General features: G+C 64.5%; 16 protein-coding genes, 1 other RNA gene and 1 pseudogene. 12 read left to right on the top strand and 6 right to left on the bottom strand.

Annotated elements, in window-relative coordinates:
- Window positions 1-197 precede the first annotated feature (197 nt).
- Window positions 198-944: a YebC/PmpR family DNA-binding transcriptional regulator gene (locus V1279_RS29420; protein WP_334443192.1), complete on the bottom strand. Its 747-nt coding sequence runs from the start codon at window positions 942-944 to the stop codon at window positions 198-200.
- 202 nt (window positions 945-1,146) lie between these two features.
- On the opposite strand from V1279_RS29420, the gene V1279_RS29425 reads away from it, so the two are divergent.
- From V1279_RS29425 to V1279_RS29440, 4 genes are all read left to right on the top strand, one after another.
- A complete protein-coding gene (locus V1279_RS29425; RefSeq protein WP_334443195.1) occupies window positions 1,147-2,904 on the top strand; it encodes a methyl-accepting chemotaxis protein in 1,758 nt (585 codons plus the stop codon).
- A 236-nt stretch (window positions 2,905-3,140) separates the two neighbouring features.
- Window positions 3,141-3,656 (top strand): (2Fe-2S)-binding protein, encoded by a 516-nt coding sequence (locus V1279_RS29430; RefSeq protein WP_334443198.1) that lies wholly within the window; start codon window positions 3,141-3,143, stop codon window positions 3,654-3,656.
- The gene (locus V1279_RS29435; RefSeq protein ID WP_334443200.1) at window positions 3,653-4,669 is read left to right on the top strand and encodes an FAD binding domain-containing protein; all 1,017 of its coding nucleotides are present in this window, start codon (window positions 3,653-3,655) and stop codon (window positions 4,667-4,669) included. Before V1279_RS29430 ends, V1279_RS29435 begins: the two co-directional genes overlap by 4 nt.
- A 5-nt stretch (window positions 4,670-4,674) precedes the next feature.
- Window positions 4,675-6,882, top strand: a complete 2,208-nt coding sequence (locus V1279_RS29440) for a xanthine dehydrogenase family protein molybdopterin-binding subunit (RefSeq protein ID WP_334443203.1) — start codon at window positions 4,675-4,677, stop codon at window positions 6,880-6,882.
- Between the two features lie 9 nt (window positions 6,883-6,891).
- Here the strand turns inward: V1279_RS29440 and V1279_RS29445 are convergent, their stop codons facing one another.
- The 5 genes and pseudogenes from V1279_RS29445 to V1279_RS29465 form a co-directional block, all read right to left on the bottom strand.
- Window positions 6,892-7,713 carry a TIGR00282 family metallophosphoesterase gene (locus V1279_RS29445; RefSeq protein WP_334443206.1) on the bottom strand — a complete coding sequence of 274 codons (822 nt, stop codon included), beginning with the start codon at window positions 7,711-7,713 and terminating at the stop codon, window positions 6,892-6,894.
- Window positions 7,691-8,292, bottom strand: a pseudogene (locus V1279_RS29450) (5-formyltetrahydrofolate cyclo-ligase). Before V1279_RS29450 ends, V1279_RS29445 begins: the two are co-directional and overlap by 23 nt.
- A gap of 206 nt (window positions 8,293-8,498) precedes the next feature.
- A non-coding RNA gene (gene ssrS / locus V1279_RS29455) (6S RNA) lies at window positions 8,499-8,659 on the bottom strand.
- 52 nt (window positions 8,660-8,711) lie between these two features.
- Window positions 8,712-9,095 carry a cell division protein ZapA gene (locus V1279_RS29460; protein WP_334443212.1) on the bottom strand — a complete coding sequence of 128 codons (384 nt, stop codon included), beginning with the start codon at window positions 9,093-9,095 and terminating at the stop codon, window positions 8,712-8,714.
- Window positions 9,092-9,412, bottom strand: coding sequence for a DUF4164 domain-containing protein (locus tag V1279_RS29465; protein WP_334443215.1), 321 nt, complete (start codon window positions 9,410-9,412; stop codon window positions 9,092-9,094). The genes V1279_RS29460 and V1279_RS29465 overlap by 4 nt, the downstream gene beginning before the upstream one ends.
- A gap of 286 nt (window positions 9,413-9,698) precedes the next feature.
- Here V1279_RS29465 and tkt point away from each other — a divergent pair, with 286 nt between their 5' ends.
- From tkt to V1279_RS29505, 8 genes are all read left to right on the top strand, one after another.
- Window positions 9,699-11,684 carry a transketolase gene (gene tkt, locus V1279_RS29470; RefSeq protein WP_334443218.1) on the top strand — a complete coding sequence of 662 codons (1,986 nt, stop codon included), beginning with the start codon at window positions 9,699-9,701 and terminating at the stop codon, window positions 11,682-11,684.
- A 140-nt stretch (window positions 11,685-11,824) separates the two neighbouring features.
- Window positions 11,825-12,832 (top strand): type I glyceraldehyde-3-phosphate dehydrogenase, encoded by a 1,008-nt coding sequence (gene gap, locus V1279_RS29475; RefSeq protein ID WP_334443220.1) that lies wholly within the window; start codon window positions 11,825-11,827, stop codon window positions 12,830-12,832.
- Window positions 12,833-12,965: 133 nt separating this feature from the next.
- Window positions 12,966-14,162: a phosphoglycerate kinase gene (locus V1279_RS29480; protein WP_334443222.1), complete on the top strand. Its 1,197-nt coding sequence runs from the start codon at window positions 12,966-12,968 to the stop codon at window positions 14,160-14,162.
- A gap of 49 nt (window positions 14,163-14,211) precedes the next feature.
- The gene (gene fba / locus V1279_RS29485; RefSeq protein WP_334443225.1) at window positions 14,212-15,279 is read left to right on the top strand and encodes a class II fructose-bisphosphate aldolase; all 1,068 of its coding nucleotides are present in this window, start codon (window positions 14,212-14,214) and stop codon (window positions 15,277-15,279) included.
- 112 nt (window positions 15,280-15,391) lie between these two features.
- Window positions 15,392-16,417 carry a class I fructose-bisphosphate aldolase gene (locus tag V1279_RS29490; protein WP_334443227.1) on the top strand — a complete coding sequence of 342 codons (1,026 nt, stop codon included), beginning with the start codon at window positions 15,392-15,394 and terminating at the stop codon, window positions 16,415-16,417.
- 17 nt (window positions 16,418-16,434) lie between these two features.
- The gene (locus V1279_RS29495) at window positions 16,435-17,136 is read left to right on the top strand and encodes a thiamine phosphate synthase (protein WP_334443229.1); all 702 of its coding nucleotides are present in this window, start codon (window positions 16,435-16,437) and stop codon (window positions 17,134-17,136) included.
- Window positions 17,137-17,145: 9 nt separating this feature from the next.
- A complete protein-coding gene (locus V1279_RS29500) occupies window positions 17,146-18,270 on the top strand; it encodes a tetratricopeptide repeat protein (protein ID WP_334443231.1) in 1,125 nt (374 codons plus the stop codon).
- Window positions 18,271-18,357: 87 nt separating this feature from the next.
- The gene (locus tag V1279_RS29505) at window positions 18,358-19,152 is read left to right on the top strand and encodes an inositol monophosphatase family protein (RefSeq protein WP_334443233.1); all 795 of its coding nucleotides are present in this window, start codon (window positions 18,358-18,360) and stop codon (window positions 19,150-19,152) included.
- Window positions 19,153-19,285 lie beyond the last annotated feature (133 nt).

A 19,285-nucleotide genomic window follows, 5' to 3' on the forward strand; every position in this document is an offset into this window, starting at 1 on the left:
CGCCAGAGCCGGGTGAACGAAACATAAAGAGAACGGAAATCCCCTGGATGAGGCTGGCCGTGCCCCGGACGCGGCGCGACACGAAGTGACGCGACGCAGAGCCGGGGCCCATCTATCCGCACGGTACCCAGCAGCATGGGTCCCGGCTCTGCGGAGCAGCGTTGCACGCTGCACCGCGTCCGGGACATGAACATTCCCTACCCGCCCATCTTCGCCATCAGCGCGTCGGAAATCTCGAAATTGGCGTAGACGTTCTGGACGTCGTCGTGCTCGTTGAGGAGGTCCATCAGCTTCAACAGCTTCTCGCCGGTCTCGTCGTCGACGGCGACCGTATTCTGCGGCTTCCAGGTCAGCGCTGCCTTGCGGGCTTCGCCGAATTTCGCCTCCAGTGCCTTCGCAACCTCGCGAAAGGTTTCCTGCGAGGCGTAGATCTCGTGGCCGCTTTCGCTGGATACCACGTCGTCGGCGCCGGCCTCGATTGCGGCCTCCAGCATCGCATCGTCGGAGGCTGTGCTGGCATCATATTCTATGATGCCGGTGTGGTCGAACATGAAGGCGACCGAGCCGGTTTCGCCGAGATTGCCGCCGGACTTGGCGAAGAAGGAGCGGATGTCGGACGCGGCGCGGTTGCGGTTATCCGTCAGCGCCTCGACGATCACGGCCACCCCGCCGGGGCCGTAGCCCTCGTAGCGGATTTCGTCGTAGCTCTCGCTGTCGCCGCCGGTCGCCTTCTTGATGGCGCGCTCGATATTGTCCTTCGGCATGTTCTCCTGGCGCGCCGCGATCACGGCCGCGCGCAGCCGCGGATTCATGGCCGGGTCCGGGGTTCCGAGCTTGGCCGCCACCGTGATTTCCCGCGCCAGCTTGCCGAACAGTTTCGACCTCTGGGCATCCTGCTTGCCCTTGCGGTGCATGATGTTCTTGAATTGGGAATGGCCGGCCATGCAGGGGTCTCTTGGATTCGTCCGGAGGGGCTGTGGGGTGAAAGCGCGGCCTTATAGGCCGGCAATCGGGCAAAATCAAAGATTTGCAGCCGATTCGGGTATGGTGGTACTACCGCGCGCCGAAATATCAGGCAGTTGTTAACCATGACTTCATGCTCGGATGAGAGGATTTCGCAACCGCCCTCAACCTCCAAGAGACCCCATGGCGTTCGGTTTGTTCAAAAAGCAGGTACCGGAAGCGGTTGCGCCTGCCGCTGAAGCCAAGGTTCCGCAGGCCCCGGCCGTCAGCACCGAGGGCGATTCGGCCAAGGCAATCCTTGAGCTGCTGGAGCTCGAACTTGGCGCGATGATCCGCCAACTCGAGCGCGCGGCCAATTCGGTCGCCGGCGGCGCCGAGGCCACCGCGGCGACGCTCTCCACCATCCGCCGGCGCACCGATGCCCTGACCAGCCGGACCACCGCCGCACAGGGCACGGCGACGACCTTTTCGCAAGCCGCCGACAAGTTCACCCAGTCGGCGCAGGGGATCGGCTCGCAGGTCCGCGACGCCGGCAAGCTCGCCGATCAGGCCAGCGACGCCGCCCGCGAAGCCAGCGCCAATGTCGACCGCTTGAGGGAATCATCGGCGGCAATCGGCAATGTCGTCAACCTGATCGCGCAGATCGCACGGCAGACCACGCTGCTGGCGCTCAATTCCACCATCGAGGCCGCACGCGCCGGCGAGGCCGGACGTGGTTTCGCCGTGGTCGCCACCGAGGTGAAGGCGCTCGCGGTGCAGACCCAGAACGCCACCGAGGAAATCACCAAGAAGATCGACGCGCTGCAGCGCGACGCCGCGGGCTCGGTCGATGCCGTGCATCGCATCTCGCAGGCGATCGAAGCGATCCGCCCGGTGTTCGACAACGTCAACGGCGCGGTTGCCGAGCAGAACGCGACAACAGGCGAAATGGCCGACAATGCGGCTTCCGCTTCCAGCTTCATCGCATCGGTCGGCGACAGCGCTACCGAAATCGACAGCGCGACCAAGGAAGCCGAAGCCCATGGCGAAAGCGTCGCCAAGGCCGGGCGGGCCGTCACCTCCTTTGCGCAGAAGCTCAAGGCGCGTTGCGCGGTGCTGCTGCGCCAGGGAGAAAAAGAAGGCGACCGCAAGGAGCGCCGCAAGGACGAAAGGCTGCCCTGCAGCCTCAAGATCGAAATTGCCGCCCCGCGCGGGGCGATATCAGCACCGGTCTACGAAATTTCCATGGGTGGCATTCTGGTCAGCGGGGCAGACGCGGAAGCGCTGGCGCAGGGCCAGAGCTTCAACGCGACGCTGCAGGATATCGGCGCCTGCCGGATTCGCATTGTCCAGCGGTCGAAGGCCGGCACGCACGCGCAGTTCGAAAGGCCGGATGCGGCGCTGACGGAGAAGATCGAAGACAAATTATGGTCGATCCAGGACGACAATACCGAGGCCGTCACCCGCGCGATGGAAGCCGGCGCTGCGTTGAAGAAGATTTTTGAGAACGGCGTCGATAGCGGCGCCATCTCGATGGAAGACATGTTCGACACCAACTATATCGAAATACCGGGCAGTAACCCGGTGCAGTACCGCACCAAAATCCTGGACTGGGCCGACCGCGCCCTGCCGCCGTTTCAGGAAGCGTTCCTCGCCAAGGACAAGCGGATGGCATTCTGCGCCATGATCGACACCAACGGCTACCTGCCGGTGCACAACAAGATCTATTCGCACCCGCAGCGGCCGGGCGACGTTACCTGGAACACCGCCAACAGCCGCAACCGCCGCATCTTCAACGATGCGGCCGGGCTTGCCGCCGGGCGCAACCAGCGCGCCTATCTGATCCAGAGCTACGCCCGCGACATGGGCAACGGCAACACCGTGATGATGCGCGAAATCGACGTGCCGATCCGCGTCAAAGGCCGCCATTGGGGCGGCTTCCGCACGGCCTACAGGCTGTAGCCACACTCACCTTGCGGACACGCTCGCATTCAGTCGCGCGCGACGGCGCCGAAGGCTGCGCTGAAACTGCGCAGTGAAGCGGATGCGCATATCGCGCCTTCGCTTTGAACCTTCCTTGTTCGAACTGGTTGATAGGCAGGCTTGAAACCGCGGCTGGTCCCTCAGCGCGAAAGGTCAAGCAGGCTGGCCCGTCCCGCGCACCATCGGCGCGCCAGCCCAGGCAGGCGGAGATCAACATGGCGCGATCTGGCACAGCAAAGCGGGTAACGCGGACTGCCTCGGTGCCGGAGAAAATTCCGATCCGGCTAACCGTCAACGGCAACCAGATGGAACTCAGGGTCGCGCCGTGGACGACGCTACTGGATGCGCTACGCGACCATCTCGACCTGACCGGCACCAAGAAGGGCTGCGACCACGGACAATGCGGCGCCTGCACCGTTCTCGTCGACGGACGGCGGATCAATTCCTGCCTGACGCTGGCGGTGATGAAGGAAGGCGCCGAGATCATCACCATCGAGGGCCTTGCGCGCAACGGCGAGCTGCATCCGCTGCAGCAGGCCTTCATCGATCAGGATGCGTTTCAGTGCGGCTACTGCACGTCGGGACAGATCTGCTCGGCCGCCGGGCTGCTCGCCGAGGGCAAGGCAAGAACGCCCAACGAGATCCGCGAACTGATGAGCGGCAACATCTGCCGCTGCGGCGCCTATCCGAACATCGTGGCGGCGATCCTGCAGGCGATGGAGCAATCATGACCCCATTTCAATACGCACGCGCCAACGACGTCGCCGACGCCATCAGGCAGATCGCCACAGATCCTTCCGCGAAGTTCATTGCGGGCGGCACCAACCTGATCGACCTGATCAAATACGATGTCGAGGAGCCCACTCGGCTGATCGATATTTCGCACCTCCCGCTCAGGAGCATCGAGCAAACCTCAACCGGCGGCGTTCTGATCGGAGCGATGGTGCCGAATACCGACCTCGCCTACCATCCGATGATAGAGGAACGCTATCCGCTGCTGGCACGCGCGATCATGTCCGGCGCGTCGCAGCAATTGCGCAACATGGCCTCGACCGGCGGCAACCTCTTGCAACGGACGCGCTGCTTCTATTTCTACGACACGGCGACGCCGTGCAACAAACGCGAGCCCGGCAGCGGCTGCTCGGCGATCGACGGGGTCAACCGCATCAATGCGGTGCTCGGAACAAGCCAAGCCTGCATCGCCACGCATCCTTCCGACATGTGCGTTGCGCTCGCAGCGCTCGAAGCCACGGTGCATGTCGCCGGTCCCGCCGGGGCGCGCACCATCGCGTTTGCGGATTTCCATCGGTTGCCCGGCAACACCCCCCAGCGCGACACCAACCTCGAACCCGATGAGATCATCACGGCCATCGAGCTTCCGCCGAAGGGCTTTAGCGCGAACTATTCCTACCTGAAGATCCGCGATCGCCTGTCCTATGCGTTCGCACTGGTATCGGTGGCGGCAGCGCTCGAACTCGATGGCGACACGATCAAGGAAGCCCGCGTGGCGCTCGGCGGCGTTGCGCACAAACCATGGCGCAGTTCCGCGGCCGAAGCGGCCCTGCTCGGACAACGCCCCGACGCGGCCGCGTTTGCGCAAGCCGCGGATTGGCTGCTGCACGGCGCCAGAGGCTACGGACACAACAACTTCAAGATTGGCCTTGCGCGGCGCGCCGTCGTGCGGACGCTCGGTCAGGCCGCGCGGGGGATGCCGCAGTCATTATCCGACAAGAAAATACGGTGAGCGCCATGGCAACCTATATCGGGTCAGCGACATCCCGCGTCGACGGCAGAGCCAAGGTCACCGGCGAAGCCAAATATGCCGGCGAGTTCAACGTCCCCGGCCTCGTTCATGGCTATGTCGTCGAGTCGGCTATCCCCAGGGGGCGGATCGTGCGCATCGACACCAGCGGAGCGCTGGAAGTTGACGGCGTGATCGACGTGCTCACCCATCGGAACCGGCCGCCAATGGCCGACAGGGACGACGCCTACAAGGACGACGTCGCGCCGGAGAAAGGTTCGCCCTATCGCCCGCTCTACAACGACAGGATCCTTTTCACCGGACAGCCGGTCGCGCTGGTGCTGGCGGAGGATTGGGAAACCGCGCGCGTCGCCGCCTCAATGGTGAAAGTCGAGTACCAGAAGGAGCCGCACGTCACCGACTTGCACGCAGAGCGCAGCAGGGCGTTTGCCATCGACGCGCCGGAGAAGCCACGCGGCGATGCCGAAAAGGCATTCGCGTCCGCCGCCGTGCGTCACGCGGCTGAATATTTCATTCCGACCGAGCATCACAACCCGATGGAATTGTTTGCCTCGACCGCGATCTGGGAAGACGGCCGGCTCACCGTCTACGACAAGACGCAAGGCGTGCAGAACGTGCAAAAATATCTTTGCGGCGTGTTCAAGATGAAGCCGGACGAGGTGCGCGTGATGTCGCCCCATATGGGCGGCGGCTTCGGCGCCGGCCTGCGCCCGCAATACCAGGTCGTGCTGGCGGTGCTCGGGGCACGCGCGCTGAAGCGCCCGGTGCGCGTCATGCTGACGAGAGCGCAGATGTATGCGCTCGGCTATCGGCCGGCGAGCATCGAACGACTTGCGCTCGGCGCGAGCAGCGGCGGCACGATCGAATCCATGCAGCATGAAACCATCGCAGTGACCTCGCAGTTCGAGGAATTCGCGCGCAACGATACCGGCTGGGGCAACCTGCTTTACAAAAGTCCCAACGCGAAATTCGCGCACAAGCTCGTGAAGCTCGACCTGCCGACATCCTGCGACATGCGGGCGCCGGGTGCTGCGACCGGCGTCTATGCGCTGGAATGCGCGATGGACGAACTCGCCATCGCGCTCAACACCGATCCGGTGCAGTTGCGGCTGCAATGCTATTCCGAGCGCCATCAAGGCGAGGATGTCCCCTATACCAGCAAGCAGTTGCGCGAATGCTACCGGCAGGGCGTCGCGGAGTTCGGCTGGAACAAGCGCAATCCCGAGCCGCGCTCGATGCGCGAGGGTAGCGAACTGGTCGGCTGGGGTATGGCCTCAGGCGTATGGGAAGCGCTGCAGATGCCCGCCACGGTCCGCATCGTGCTGACGGCCAACGGTCATGCGGAAGTGGCAACCGCGGCCTCCGATATCGGCACGGGGACTTACACGATCATGGCGCAGGTCGCAGCCGACATGCTCGGCCTGCCGATCGACAGTATCAGCGTCAAGCTCGGCGACTCGACACTACCGCAATGTCCGCTGGAAGGCGGATCCTGGATCGCGTCCTCGGTCTGCAATGCCATCGCAAATACCGCCCACGCGGTTCGCGGCGACCTGTTGAAGCTTGCCAAGGGGGTGAAGGATTCGCCGCTGGCGGGCGCCAGCGTGGACGAAGTCGCGCTGACAGACGGCAAGATCGTCAGCAAGCGCGATGCGAGCCGCGCGGTCCCGATCGCAAGCGCCATGCAAGCCGGCAACGCCGATCGCATCACGCGCGAAGAAACCAACAAGGTTGCCGAAGACAAGTCTCACGCGCGCAACGTCCACTCCGCCATCTTCGCCGAGGTCAAGGTGGACGAAGAGCTTGGCGTTATCCGCGTGACCCGCGTCGTCGACGCGGTCGCGGCCGGGCGCATCCTCAACCTTAAAACCGCCCATAGCCAGGTCATGGGCGGCGTGGTGTGGGGCATCGGGATGGCGCTGCACGAGGAAACATTGTTCGACCAGCGTTTCGGACGCATCATGAACGCCAACATCGCCGAGTACCACGTGCCTGTTAATGCCGACGTGCACGACATCAAGGTCATTTTCGTCGAGGAGCCGGACGAGACCATCAATCCGCTCGGCGTCAAGGGCCTCGGCGAAATCGGCATCGTCGGCGTGGCGGCGGCGATCGCCAACGCGGTCTATCATGCGACGGGAAAGCGCGTGCGCGACCTGCCGATCACGCTGGACAAGGTGGTTTCGTTTAATTGACGACCCTCGTCAGGCCCAAAAGCCCGGCACGGCCGGCTCGAGCCTGCCGCCGGCCCGCACCGGCGCGATGCGCAGCGCAAGGCCGGTGGAATCATCGGTCTCGACCGCAACACCGCTGAGTGTCGCCACGCCCGCCGCCGGTTCGAAGCGGCCTGAGGGAATGCCGGTCGTGAAGCGCCGCAGCGGCTCCTCCTTCTGCATGCCGATGATGGAATCATAGTCGCCGGTCATGCCGGCGTCGGTCATGTAAGCGGTACCGCCGGTGAGAATCTGATGATCGGCGGTGGGCACATGGGTATGGGTGCCGACGACGAGGCTGGCGCGGCCGTCGCAGAAAAAGCCGATGCCTTGTTTTTCGCTCGACGCCTCGCCGTGGAAATCAACCACGATCGCATCCGCCGCCTCGCGCAGCGGACAGGCTTCGAGTTCGCGGTTGAGCGTCGCGAAGGGATCGTCGAACGGTGTCATGAAGACGCGGCCGATGGCGTTGACGACCAGCGCACGCTTGCCGTTCTTGGTATCGACCAGGGCCGCGCCGCGGCCCGGCGTTCCCTTTGGATAATTGGCGGGGCGGATCAGCTTCGGCGCGCGCTCGATGAACACCAGCGCCTCGCGCTGATCCCAGGCGTGATTGCCGAGCGTGATGGCGTCGGCGCCGGCGTCGAGCAGTTCCTGATAGATTGTCTCTGTGATGCCGAAGCCGCCGGCGGAATTCTCGCCATTAACGACGACGAGATCGAGTTGCCAGTCTCTGACCATACCGGGCAGATGTTCTGAGATCGCGGTGCGCCCTGCCCGGCCGACCACGTCACCCACGAATAGAATACGCAAAGTTCAGCTCCGGAAATCGAACACTTTCTTTTCCGTTAGCACATAATCCAGCGCCACGTCGTGCGGCAGCGCAGGAACCGCTCTAATTTCCTGCACGGCAAATGCGGTGCCGACAGCGGTAATGACCTTCGCCTTGCGCAAGTGAGCGAGCGTAAAATCGTAATGTCCAGCACCATAGCCGATGCGATGGCCTTCGCGGTCGAACGCCGCCAGCGGAATCAACATGACATCGGGAATGAGTTCGGCGGCGGCTGGCGACGGCTCGAGGATACCGAGCGGCCCCATCATCAGCCGGTCGTCGGGCGACCACGCGCGAAACGCCAGCGATTTTCCGCGCGCCATCACCGCCGGCAGCGCCAGCTTCGCGCCTTGCTCGGCGAGCTTGCGCATCAAGGGCGCAGGATCGATCTCGCTGCGGATCGGCGAATAGCCTGACACGACCATGCCGGGCAGAATCGCAAACGGCACGCCGTGCTTTGCCATGGCTTGCGCCGCGGCGGCGCGCTGCTCCTCGCTCAACGCATCGCGTTTCGCCAGCGCGGCGGTGCGGAGGTCGGCTTTCGACAGGGTTGCGGTCATGCGGGGTCTTGTTCTGCCGTCATCAGCAAGCACAGGATTTCGACGCAATCGTAGCCCGGATGGAGCGCAGCGAAATCCGGGGCCTTGTCGCAATCGAACAGCCTGTCCCGGATTGCGCTGCGCTCCATCCGGGCTACGCTGGGCACGCCGCATCAGACGGCAATGCACCGAAAAGCTTTGGAAACAAACTCACCGACAAAACAAAGTGCGAAGCCGCGTACGCCGTTGAAGCACTCGATCCCGGAGTTCCCTACGAAAGTAGGTGGGCACCATATGTCCGGATCCACGGACCCGGCCAGGGACAGTTCCCTAAAGGATCGATAAGGCCCCGGGGATATATGGCTCCTGACGCACGACGCAGCTTCGCGAGGCACAATGTAAGCACTACTGGCTCGATCCGCCAGCGCTAACGCAGCACTTCACCCGATCGCGACGCCGCTGCCGATGGTGCGGTTCAGCATCTGCGTGGTCTTTTCGATGCGGTCGGCCGCCGCGTTGAGCGCGTTGGCGACAGCGACCTGGGTGGCCTTGGCGCGGTCGGCGGCGGCGACGCGCACGTTGCGCAGGGTTTCGAGTTCGCCCTCGAGCGCACGGATGCGCGCGTTGGCATCGAGCAGTTCATCGCACACCGTGAGCGCGGCCATCACCGTAAGGCGCGCATCGCCGATCTCGCCGAACTTGCCGCGCAACTCGCCGACCCGCGTTTCCAGGTTCTCGGCGAGCTTCAGGAGCCGTACTTCCTGCCCTTCCTCGCAGGCCATGCGGTACTGCCGGCCGTTGATGGTGACGTTGATGTGGCTCATTCGCCCTCTCCGGCATCGAGCACCGCACGGATGGTGCCGATCGCGACGTCCAGTTTTTCGGCGATCTCGCGGTTGGTGCGCTCCAGCCGCCGCGTCTTCACCAGCGAGCCGTCGAGTTCGTCGGCGAGCCGCGAGCGATCGGCGCCAAGCGCCTGGATCCGGCTCGCCAGTTCGTTCTCGTCGCGATCAGCATCGCGCCGCCGCTCGGCCGCGGCCTCGAGCGCATCGAGCGCCATCATCAGGCGCCGCGTGGCGGCGTCGATGTCGGCATAGACCGGCTCGGCATTGCCGGCCCCGTTGGTGTGACGATCGCTCATGGGAGGCAGCGCGCACCTTCGCGTAGGCCCGCCGCACGGCAGCAAAATCCGCGGTTCGGCAAGCGGTTAGAGCACGAAATTTACGTGGCAAGCGAGCCGAGTGCAACGCCGACGCGAAGCTATGCACTGCTAAGCAACTTTTCGGACCGGAAGGGCGTTTCCTCGCCTTGGACTCACGGGTATTGAGGTGCTATCCACCCCCGACTTTCCCTTATGCCACGCCCGTATTGCGGCCTCGCCCGGTACGCCCCACAACCAAGCACCTCATTTCAGGCGGATTTTCATCATGACGCAGGTCGATCATACCCGTATGGCCAATGCGATTCGCGGGCTTGCCATGGATGCCGTCGAAAAGGCGAAATCCGGCCATCCCGGCTTGCCGATGGGCACCGCCGACATTGCGACCGTGCTGTTCACACAGTTCCTCAAATTCGATGTGACGGCTCCGACCTGGCCGGACCGCGACCGCTTCGTGCTCTCGGCCGGACACGGCTCGATGCTGCTCTATGCCTTGCTGTACCTCACCGGCAACAAGGACATGACGCTCGACCAGATCAGGAATTTCCGTCAGCTCGGTTCCAAGACGCCGGGGCACCCGGAAAACTTCGAGACCAGCGGCGTCGAGACCACCACCGGCCCGCTCGGCCAGGGCATCGCCACCTCGGTCGGCATGGCGCTGGCGGAAAAGATGCTGGCCGCGGAGTTCGGCAAGAAGGTGGTTGGGCATCACACTTACGTGCTCGCCTCCGACGGCGACCTGATGGAAGGCGTGTCGCAGGAAGCGATCGCGATGGCCGGGCACTGGAAGCTGAACAAGCTGATCGTGCTGTATGACGACAACGGCATCTCGATCGACGGCCCGACCTCGCTCGCCGATTCGGTCGACCAGGTGAAGCGATTCAAGTCCGCCGGCTGGGCGGCCGAGCTGATCGACGGCCATGACCCGAAGGCGATCGCAGCGGCCCTCACCCGCGCGCAAAAATCCAGCAAGCCGTCGCTGATCGCCTGCAAGACCACCATCGGCTACGGCGCACCGACGCGCGCCGGCACGGCGAAGGCCCATGGCGAGGCGCTCGGCGCCGAAGAGCTCAAGGGCGCCAAGGAAAAACTCGGCATCTCGCTCGAAGCCTTCTCGGTGCCGGACGACGTGCTGACGGCCTGGCGTGCGGCCGGCAGCCGCGGCGCTGCCGCGCGCGAGGAATGGGAAGCCCGCTTCGCTGAACTCGGCAGCCGCAAGCGCGCGGAGTTCGAGCGGCGGATGCGGCACGAGCGGCCGGCTTCGCTGGCAAAGGCGCTGCGCGCGCACAAGAAGGCGCTGTTGGAATCGCCGCAGAACGTCGCCACGCGGAAATCGTCCGAGTCCGCGATCGAGGCGATAGCAGCCGCGATGCCGATGGAATTCCTCGCCGGCTCCGCCGATCTCACCGGCTCCAACAACAACAGGGCGAAGTCGGCAGTGGCGTTTTCGGCCAAGACGCCGAAGGGCCGCTTCATCCATTACGGCGTCCGCGAGCACGGCATGGCGGCGGCCATGAACGGCATCTTCCTGCATGGCGGTTTTGCGCCGAACGGCGCGACCTTCCTGGTGTTCACGGACTACGCGCGGCCGGCGATGCGGCTGGCCGCGCTGATGGGCAACGGCGTCGTCTACGTGATGACCCATGATTCGATCGGGCTCGGTGAGGACGGACCGACGCATCAGCCGGTCGAACACCTCGCCGCGCTGCGTGCGATTCCCAACATGCGCGTATTCCGGCCCTGCGACGCCGTCGAGGTAGCGGAATGCTGGGAACTGGCGCTGAACCGTGTCGACGGCCCGACGGTGCTGGCACTGACCCGCCAGAACCTGCCGCAGCTCCGCACCTCAGCGCCCAACGACAATCCTTGCGCGCATGGCGCCTATGAGCTGGTCGTCGCACAGGGCGATGCCAAGGTGTCGCTGTTCGCCTCGGGCTCCGAGGTCGAGATCGCGGTGGCCGCTCAGAAGCAACTGACTGAGCGCGGCATCGCGTCGCGGGTGGTCTCGGTGCCCTCGCTCGAACTGCTGCTGGCGCAGCCGGCGGACCGGCGGAAGGCCATCATCGGCAACGCCCCGGTCAAGATCGCGATCGAAGCCGCAGTGCGCTGGGGCTGGGACGCCGTGATCGGCCCGGATGGTGAATTCGTGGGCATGCACGGTTTCGGTGCCAGCGCGCCCGCCAAGGACCTTTTCAAGCACTTCGGAATTACCGCCGAGGCCGTCGTTAACGCTGCCCTGAAGCGCTTGGGCTGACGGTTGAGATTACCGGGAAAAAGGACTACCTAGACCCCCATCTTGACCGTTCCCGCCCGGCCGAACCGGGCGTTCCGCCGTAAGCACCTCCGTGGAACGTCTCCGCGGGGCGGGCACCGGCTATCAGAGGAGAAACGAGCATGGCAATCCGCGTCGGGATCAACGGATTTGGCCGCATCGGCCGCAATATCTTGCGAGCCATCGCCGAATCCGGCCGCAAGGATATCGAGGTGGTCGGGATCAACGATCTCGGCCCGGTCGAGACCAACGCCCACCTGCTGCGCTTCGATTCCGTGCATGGCCGCTTCCCCGGCACCGTGACCGTCGACGGCGACTCGCTCAGCCTCGGCAACGGCAAGATCAAGGTTTCCACCGAGCGCGATCCGTCCAAGCTTCCGTGGAAGGAACTCGGCGTCGACATCGCGCTGGAATGCACCGGGATCTTCAGCGCCAAGGCCAAGGCCGTCGCGCATCTCACTGCCGGCGCCAAGCGCGTGCTGGTTTCGGCTCCGTCTGACGGCGCGGACGCGACCATCGTGTTCGGCGTCAATCACGACAAGCTGACCAAGGATCATCTGGTCGTTTCCAACGGCTCCTGCACCACCAACTGCCTGGCGCCGATCGCCAAGGTGCTGAACGACACCGTCGGCATCGAAACCGGCTTCATGACCACGATCCACGCCTATACCGGCGACCAGCCGACGCTCGACACCCTGCACAGCGACCTCTATCGCGGCCGCGCGGCGGCGATGTCGATGATCCCGACCTCAACAGGTGCGGCCAAGGCGATCGGCCTGGTGCTGCCGGAACTGCAGGGCAAGCTCGACGGCGTCGCGATCCGCGTGCCGACGCCGAACGTCTCGGTGGTCGATCTCAAGATCGTCGCGCAGCGCAAGACCGACGTGAAGGAAATCAACGAGGCGATGAAACGCGCTTCGGAACAGCAGATGAAGGGCATCCTCGGCTACACCACCGCGCCCAACGTCTCGATCGACTTCAACCACGATCCCCACTCGTCCACGGTCCACATGGACCAGACCAAGGTGCAGAACGGCACGCTGGTGCGGGTGATGTCCTGGTACGACAATGAATGGGGTTTCTCCAACCGCATGGCCGACACCGCCGTGGCGATGGGGAAGCTGCTTTAACCGTCTCGTGTCCCGGACGCGGTGCAGCGTGTCTTCACGCTGCTTCGCAGAGCCGGGACCCATGCAAGCGTAGGTCCCGGTTCTGCAGCGCAACGCTTCGCGCTGCGCTGCGCCCGGGACAAGAGATCCGCCAATGACAAAATCATTCCGCACCCTCGATGACGTCGACGTGAAGGGCAAGCGCGTGCTGCTGCGCGTCGACCTCAACGTGCCGATGGAGAATGGCCGCGTCACCGACGCGACACGGCTCGAGCGCGTCGCGCCGACCATCACCGAAATTTCCGACAAGGGCGGCAAGGTCATCCTGCTCGCCCATTTCGGCCGGCCGAAGGGACCCGACGCCAAGGATTCGCTCAAACCCGTCGCGGCGGCGCTGGGGCAGGTCATCAAGAAGCCGGTTGCCTTCGCCGACGACTGTATCGGCGAGGCCGCGGCCAAGGCCGTGGCTGCGATGAAGGACGGCGACATCCTTTGTCTGGAGAACACGCGCTTCCATAAAGAGGAAGAGAAGAACGATCCGGCGTTCGTGGGCGAGCTGGCAAAGCTCGGCGACATCTGGGTCAACGATGCATTCTCGGCCGCGCACCGCGCGCACGCTTCCACCGAGGGCCTCGGCCACAAGCTGCCCGCCTATGCCGGCCGCACCATGCAGGCCGAACTCGACGCGCTTTCCAAGGCGCTGGAGGCGCCGACCAAGCCGGTGATCGCGATCATCGGAGGCGCAAAAGTCTCGACCAAGATCGATCTGCTCGAAAACCTCGTGACAAAGGTCGATGCGCTGGTGATCGGCGGCGGCATGGCCAACACCTTCCTGCACGCGCAGGGCGTCGGCGTCGGCAAGTCGCTGGCGGAGAAAGATCTCGCCGCGACCGCGCTGCGCATCGTGGAAAAAGCTGATGCCGCGAACTGCGCCATTATCCTGCCCGTCGATGCCGTGGTCGCCTATCACTTTGCGGCCAATTCGCCGTCGCACGCCTACGGGCTCGACGCCATCCCGGCCGACGGCATGATCCTCGATGTCGGCCCGCAATCGACTGCGCGGATTCACGCCGCAATCGATGACGCCAAGACACTGGTCTGGAACGGCCCGCTCGGCGCGTTCGAAATGACGCCGTTCGACCGTGGCACCATGGTAGCGGCGAAGCATGCCGCAGAGCGGACCAAGGCCAAGAAACTGATTTCTGTCGCCGGCGGCGGCGACACCGTCGCGGCGCTGAACCAGGCCGGAGTATCAGGCGATTTTTCCTATGTTTCGACCGCCGGCGGCGCGTTTCTCGAATGGATGGAAGGCAAACCGCTGCCCGGCGTCGAAGTTCTGAAACTGCGTTAGACCGAGACTAATGGAGCGCCAAAGGCGCAGCAAATACAGGAGAATTTGAATGGCTCGCATTACCTTGCGTCAACTGCTCGATCACGCGGCAGAGCACGAGTATGGGGTGCCGGCTTTCAACATCAACAACATGGAGCAGGCGCTGGCCATCATGGAGGCCGCCTCCGCGGTCGATGCCCCCGTCATCATCCAGGCCTCGCGCGGCGCGCGCTCCTACGCCAATGACGTGATGCTCCGCCACATGATGGACGCCGTCACCGAAATCTATCCGCAGATTCCGGTCTGCGTGCATCTCGATCACGGCAACGAACCGGCGACCTGCATGACTGCGATCCAGTCCGGCTTCACCTCCGTGATGATGGACGGTTCGCTGAAGGCGGACGGCAAGACCCCCGGCGACTGGGACTACAATGTCGGCGTGACCAAGACCGTCACCGACATGGCCCATCTCGGCGGCATCTCGGTAGAGGGCGAACTCGGCGTGCTCGGTTCGCTGGAGACCGGCATGGGCGACAAGGAAGACGGCCACGGCGCCGAGGGCAAGCTGTCGCACGACCAGCTGCTTACCAACCCGGATGAAGCCGTGAAGTTCGTCAAGGAGACCAGGGTCGACGCGCTGGCGATCGCGATGGGCACTTCGCACGGCGCCTACAAGTTCACCCGCAAGCCGGACGGCGACATCCTCGCCATGAACGTGATCGAGGAGATCCATCGCAAGCTGCCGAACACGCATCTGGTGATGCACGGTTCGTCCTCGGTGCCGCAGGACCTGCAGGAGATCATCAACGCCAATGGCGGCAAGATGAAGCCGACCTGGGGCGTGCCGGTTTCCGAAATCCAGCGCGGCATCAAGAACGGCGTGCGCAAGATCAACATCGATACCGACAACCGCATGGCGATGACCGGGCAGATCCGCAAAGTCCTGAACGATAATCCCGAAGAGTTCGATCCGCGCAAATATCTGAAGCCGGCGATGGAGGCGATGGCCAAGCTGTGCAAGCAGCGGCTGCAGGAATTCAATACCGCTGGCCAGGCCAGCAAGATCAAGAAGGTGCTGACCACGGCCGAAATGGCCAAACGGTACAGCAAGGGTGAGCTTGACCCGCGGGTCGCCTGAGCGGGCCGCCTGCGCCTCGCAAAGACCCGCGGTGCGACGAACGTTTTCTAGGCAATTGCCCGAGAACCGCCTATTTTGGTGCGCAAGGGCATGATGTTTCTGGAGAACTTCGATGAATCTCGCTGACCTCAACAAGGTTGCCCTCGCCATGGTCACTCCAGGCAAGGGCATTCTCGCCGCCGACGAATCCTCGGGCACGATCAAGAAGCGTTTCGACGCCATCAAGGTCGAATCGACCGAGGAGAACCGCCGCGACTATCGCGAAATGCTGTTTCGCTCCACCGAGGCGATGAGCAAGTATGTCTCGGGTGTGATCCTCTACGACGAGACCATCTGGCAAAATGCCAAGGACGGCACGCCGCTGGTCAAGCTGATCGAGCAGTCCGGCGCGATCCCCGGCATCAAGGTCGATGAGGGAACGCAAAGCTTGCCGCAATGTCCGGGTGAACTGGTGACCGTCGGCCTCGACAAGCTCGCCGAGCGGCTGAAGAAATATTACGAGCGCGGCGCGCGCTTTGCGAAGTGGCGCGCGGTGATCGATATCGGGGCCGGTATTCCCACGATGACCGCGATCGACGTCAACGCGCATGCGCTGGCGCGCTATGCGGCGCTGTGCCAGGCGGCGCAGATCGTGCCCATCGTCGAGCCGGAAGTGCTGATGGACGGCGATCACGACATCGACCGCTGCTATGACGTGACCCAGCGGGTGCTGAACAAGACGTTCCAGGAATTGCTGATACAGCGCGTCGAACTCGAAGGCATGGTGCTGAAGCCCAACATGGCCATTTCAGGCAAGAAGTGCGCGAAGCAGGCTTCCGTCGAGGAAGTCGCCGAAAAAACTGTGCGGCTGCTGAAGGCGTGCGTTCCCGCGGCCGTGCCGGGTATCGCCTTCCTCTCCGGCGGACAGTCCGACGAGGAGGCGACCGCACATCTGAACGCCATGAACCGGATCGGCGGCCTCCCCTGGCGGCTGACATTCTCCTATGGCCGGGCGTTGCAGGCGGCGCCGCAAAAGGCCTGGTCGGGTAAGGCCGAGAACATCGCCGCGGGCCAGCGCGCCTTCACGCATCGCGCGCGGATGAATGCGCTGGCAAGCAAGGGCGAGTGGGAAACCGGCCTTGAAAAGAAGGTCGCCTAGACTTGGCTAACAAACACTTGGCCAATAAACCCGTTCCGCCGCGCCCGGCGCCGCGCCTCTATCTCGCGACATCAGAGGTGGACGACCCGGCGCAGCTCGCGGCCCAGCTTCCGGAGCTATTGGCAGCGGCCGACGTCGCGGCGGTGCTGATGCGGCTGAAACAGACCGACCAGCGCACCATGATTTCGCGTGTGAAGACGCTGGCCCCCGTGATCCAGAATGCCGGCGCGGCGCTCCTGCTCGACGGCCATGTCGAATTGGTGGCGCGCGCAGGCGCCGACGGCGCGCATCTGAACGGCCTCGCCGCGCTGGAGGATGCCTTGCCGTCGCTGAAGCCGGACCGCATTGCCGGCGTCGGCGGCCTTGCCACGCGGCACGATTCGATGGCCGCCGGCGAACGGGGCGCGGACTACGTGCTGTTCGGCGAGCCCGACGCCAACGGCCAGCGGCCCTCGGTGGAAGCGATTGCCGAGCGCCTGCAATGGTGGGACGAACTGTTCGAGCCGCCTTGCATCGGTTTTGCCGCCTCGCGCGAGGAGGCTTCCGAATTCGCAGCCGCCGGCGCGGATTTTGTGCTGGTCGGCGATTTCATCTGGGCCGACCCGCGTGGCGCAAAGGCCGCGCTGATCGATGCCGCGCAGGCGATCGCACAGGCGCACGAAGCAGCGTTCGGAAAAGCCAAGACCGGCACTGGCACGGATAAGGCCGGGCACGGATAACGCCGGACAATGAAACTCCTGCGTCCCATATCGCTGCTTGCGGGCCTCTTGATGACGATGACCGGCGCCACCGCGCAGGTCTCGCTGACGCCGCCTGCCGCGCAGCCGCCCGCAAACCCTCCGGCGGCGAAAAAGGAAGCGCCCAAACCAAAGGCGCCGAGCGCAGCGAAAAAGCCCGCTGCGACGCCGACACTGGCGGCGCCGCCGACGGCGCCGCTCAAGCCCGCGATAACGACCAAGCCCACGGCAACGCCTGTGCCCTCCCCCTCGCCGACGGCCGGCTTCGAGGATCCGAACGCCGACCTCGTCTACGGCGCCTACCAGCGCGGCCTCTACAAGACGGCCTTCGATCTCGCCACCACGCGCGCGCAGTATAACGGCGATCCCAAGGCGATGACGATGCTGGGCGAGCTCTATGCCAACGGGCTCGGCATCAAGCGCGACTATGCGAAGGCCGCCGATTGGTACCAGCGCGCGGCGGACGCCGGCGACCGCGAAGGCATGTTCGCGCTCGCCATGCTGCGGCTGTCCGGCCGCGGCGGCGCCACCAACCGCGAGCAGGCGGTCAAGCTGCTGGCCTCCGCCGCCAAGCTTGGCAACCCCAAGGCGGCCTACAATCTGGCGCTGCTCTATCTCGACGGCAACACGCTGCCGCAGGACACCAGGCGCGCCGCCGAGCTGCTGCGCACCGCGGCCGACGCAGGCAACCCGGAGGCGCAATACGCGCTGGCGACCTTCTACAAGGAAGGCACCGGCGTGCCGAAGGACATCGACAAGGCGGTGCGGCTGCTGCAGGCGGCTGCGCTGGCCGACAATGTCGACGCCGAGGTCGAGTACGCGATTGCACTGTTCAATGGCACCGGCACGCCGAAGAACCAGCCGGCCGCGGTCGCGCTCTTGCGCAAGGCTGCCCGGCAGAATTCGCCGATCGCGCAGAATCGCCTCGCTCGCGTGCTGGTCACCGGACAGGGCGCGCCTATGGACAAGATCGAGGGCCTGAAGTGGCACCTTGTCGCCAAGACCGCCGGCAAGGGTGATCCCGAGCTGGATGAGCGGCTCTCGGAGCTCAGCCCCGAGGATCGCGCCAAGGTTCAGGAAGCCGCGAAAAAATGGACCGGCACCGCCAGCAAATGACGCCTTGACGCCGGCACATCTGCAGGGCACCCAGTCCCCAAACCCCTGACGGCATTGGGCCGTTCCCTCACACCATAAGCTCGCATCATGCTCTACTCAGCCCTTATCAACGTCATGGTGAAAGCTGCGCGCCGCGCCGGCCGCAGCCTCAAGCGCGACCTCGGCGAGATCGAGCACCTGCAGGTGTCGCTGAAGGGGCCCGCGAACTTCGTCACCAAGGCCGACAAGCGCGCCGAGGAAATGCTGTACGAGGACCTCGCCAAGGCGCGGCCGGGCTACGGCTTCATCGGCGAGGAAGGCGGAATGCGCGAAGGCGCCGACAAGACCCACACCTGGATCGTCGATCCCTTGGACGGCACCACCAACTTCCTGCACGGCATCCCGCAATTTGCGATCTCGATCGGTCTGCGGCGCGAAGACACCATCATCGCCGGCGTGATCTACAACCCCGCCAATGACGATCTCTACATCGCCGAGCGCGGCAAGGGCGCGTTCCTCAACGACCAGCGGCTGCGCGTCGCCGGCCGCCGCCAGCTCAATGAATGCGTGATCGCCTGCGGCCTGCCGCATATCGGCCGCGGCGACCATGAATTGTCGAACCGCGAGATGGCCGCGATCCAGAACAAGGTGGCGGGCCTGCGCCGCTTCGGCGCCGCCTCGCTCGACCTCGCCTTCGTCGCCGCCGGCCGTCTCGACGGCTACTGGGAACGCAATCTGCAGCCCTGGGACATCGCAGCCGGGCAGATCATGGTGCGGGAGTCCGGCGGGACGATCTCTGGCATGGAGGGCAGCGACGATTCGCTGAAGACGGGTCACGTGATCTGCGGGAACGAGTATGTGCACGGAGAACTGGTGAAGATACTGGGGCCGCTGGGAAAATAGGGCGACGGTTCCAAGCCACGCGCCGTCGCTTCATCCGCGGCCGGGTGATGCAGCCTTCCGGAGGCGGCGGAAGGACACGGAGGAGCCTCGGCGCTCCCAGCCAAAATATTGAAAACAACCCCATGCACAGTAG

The sequence above is a fragment of the Bradyrhizobium sp. AZCC 1610 genome, from assembly GCF_036924515.1.
Taxonomy (GTDB): domain Bacteria; phylum Pseudomonadota; class Alphaproteobacteria; order Rhizobiales; family Xanthobacteraceae; genus Bradyrhizobium.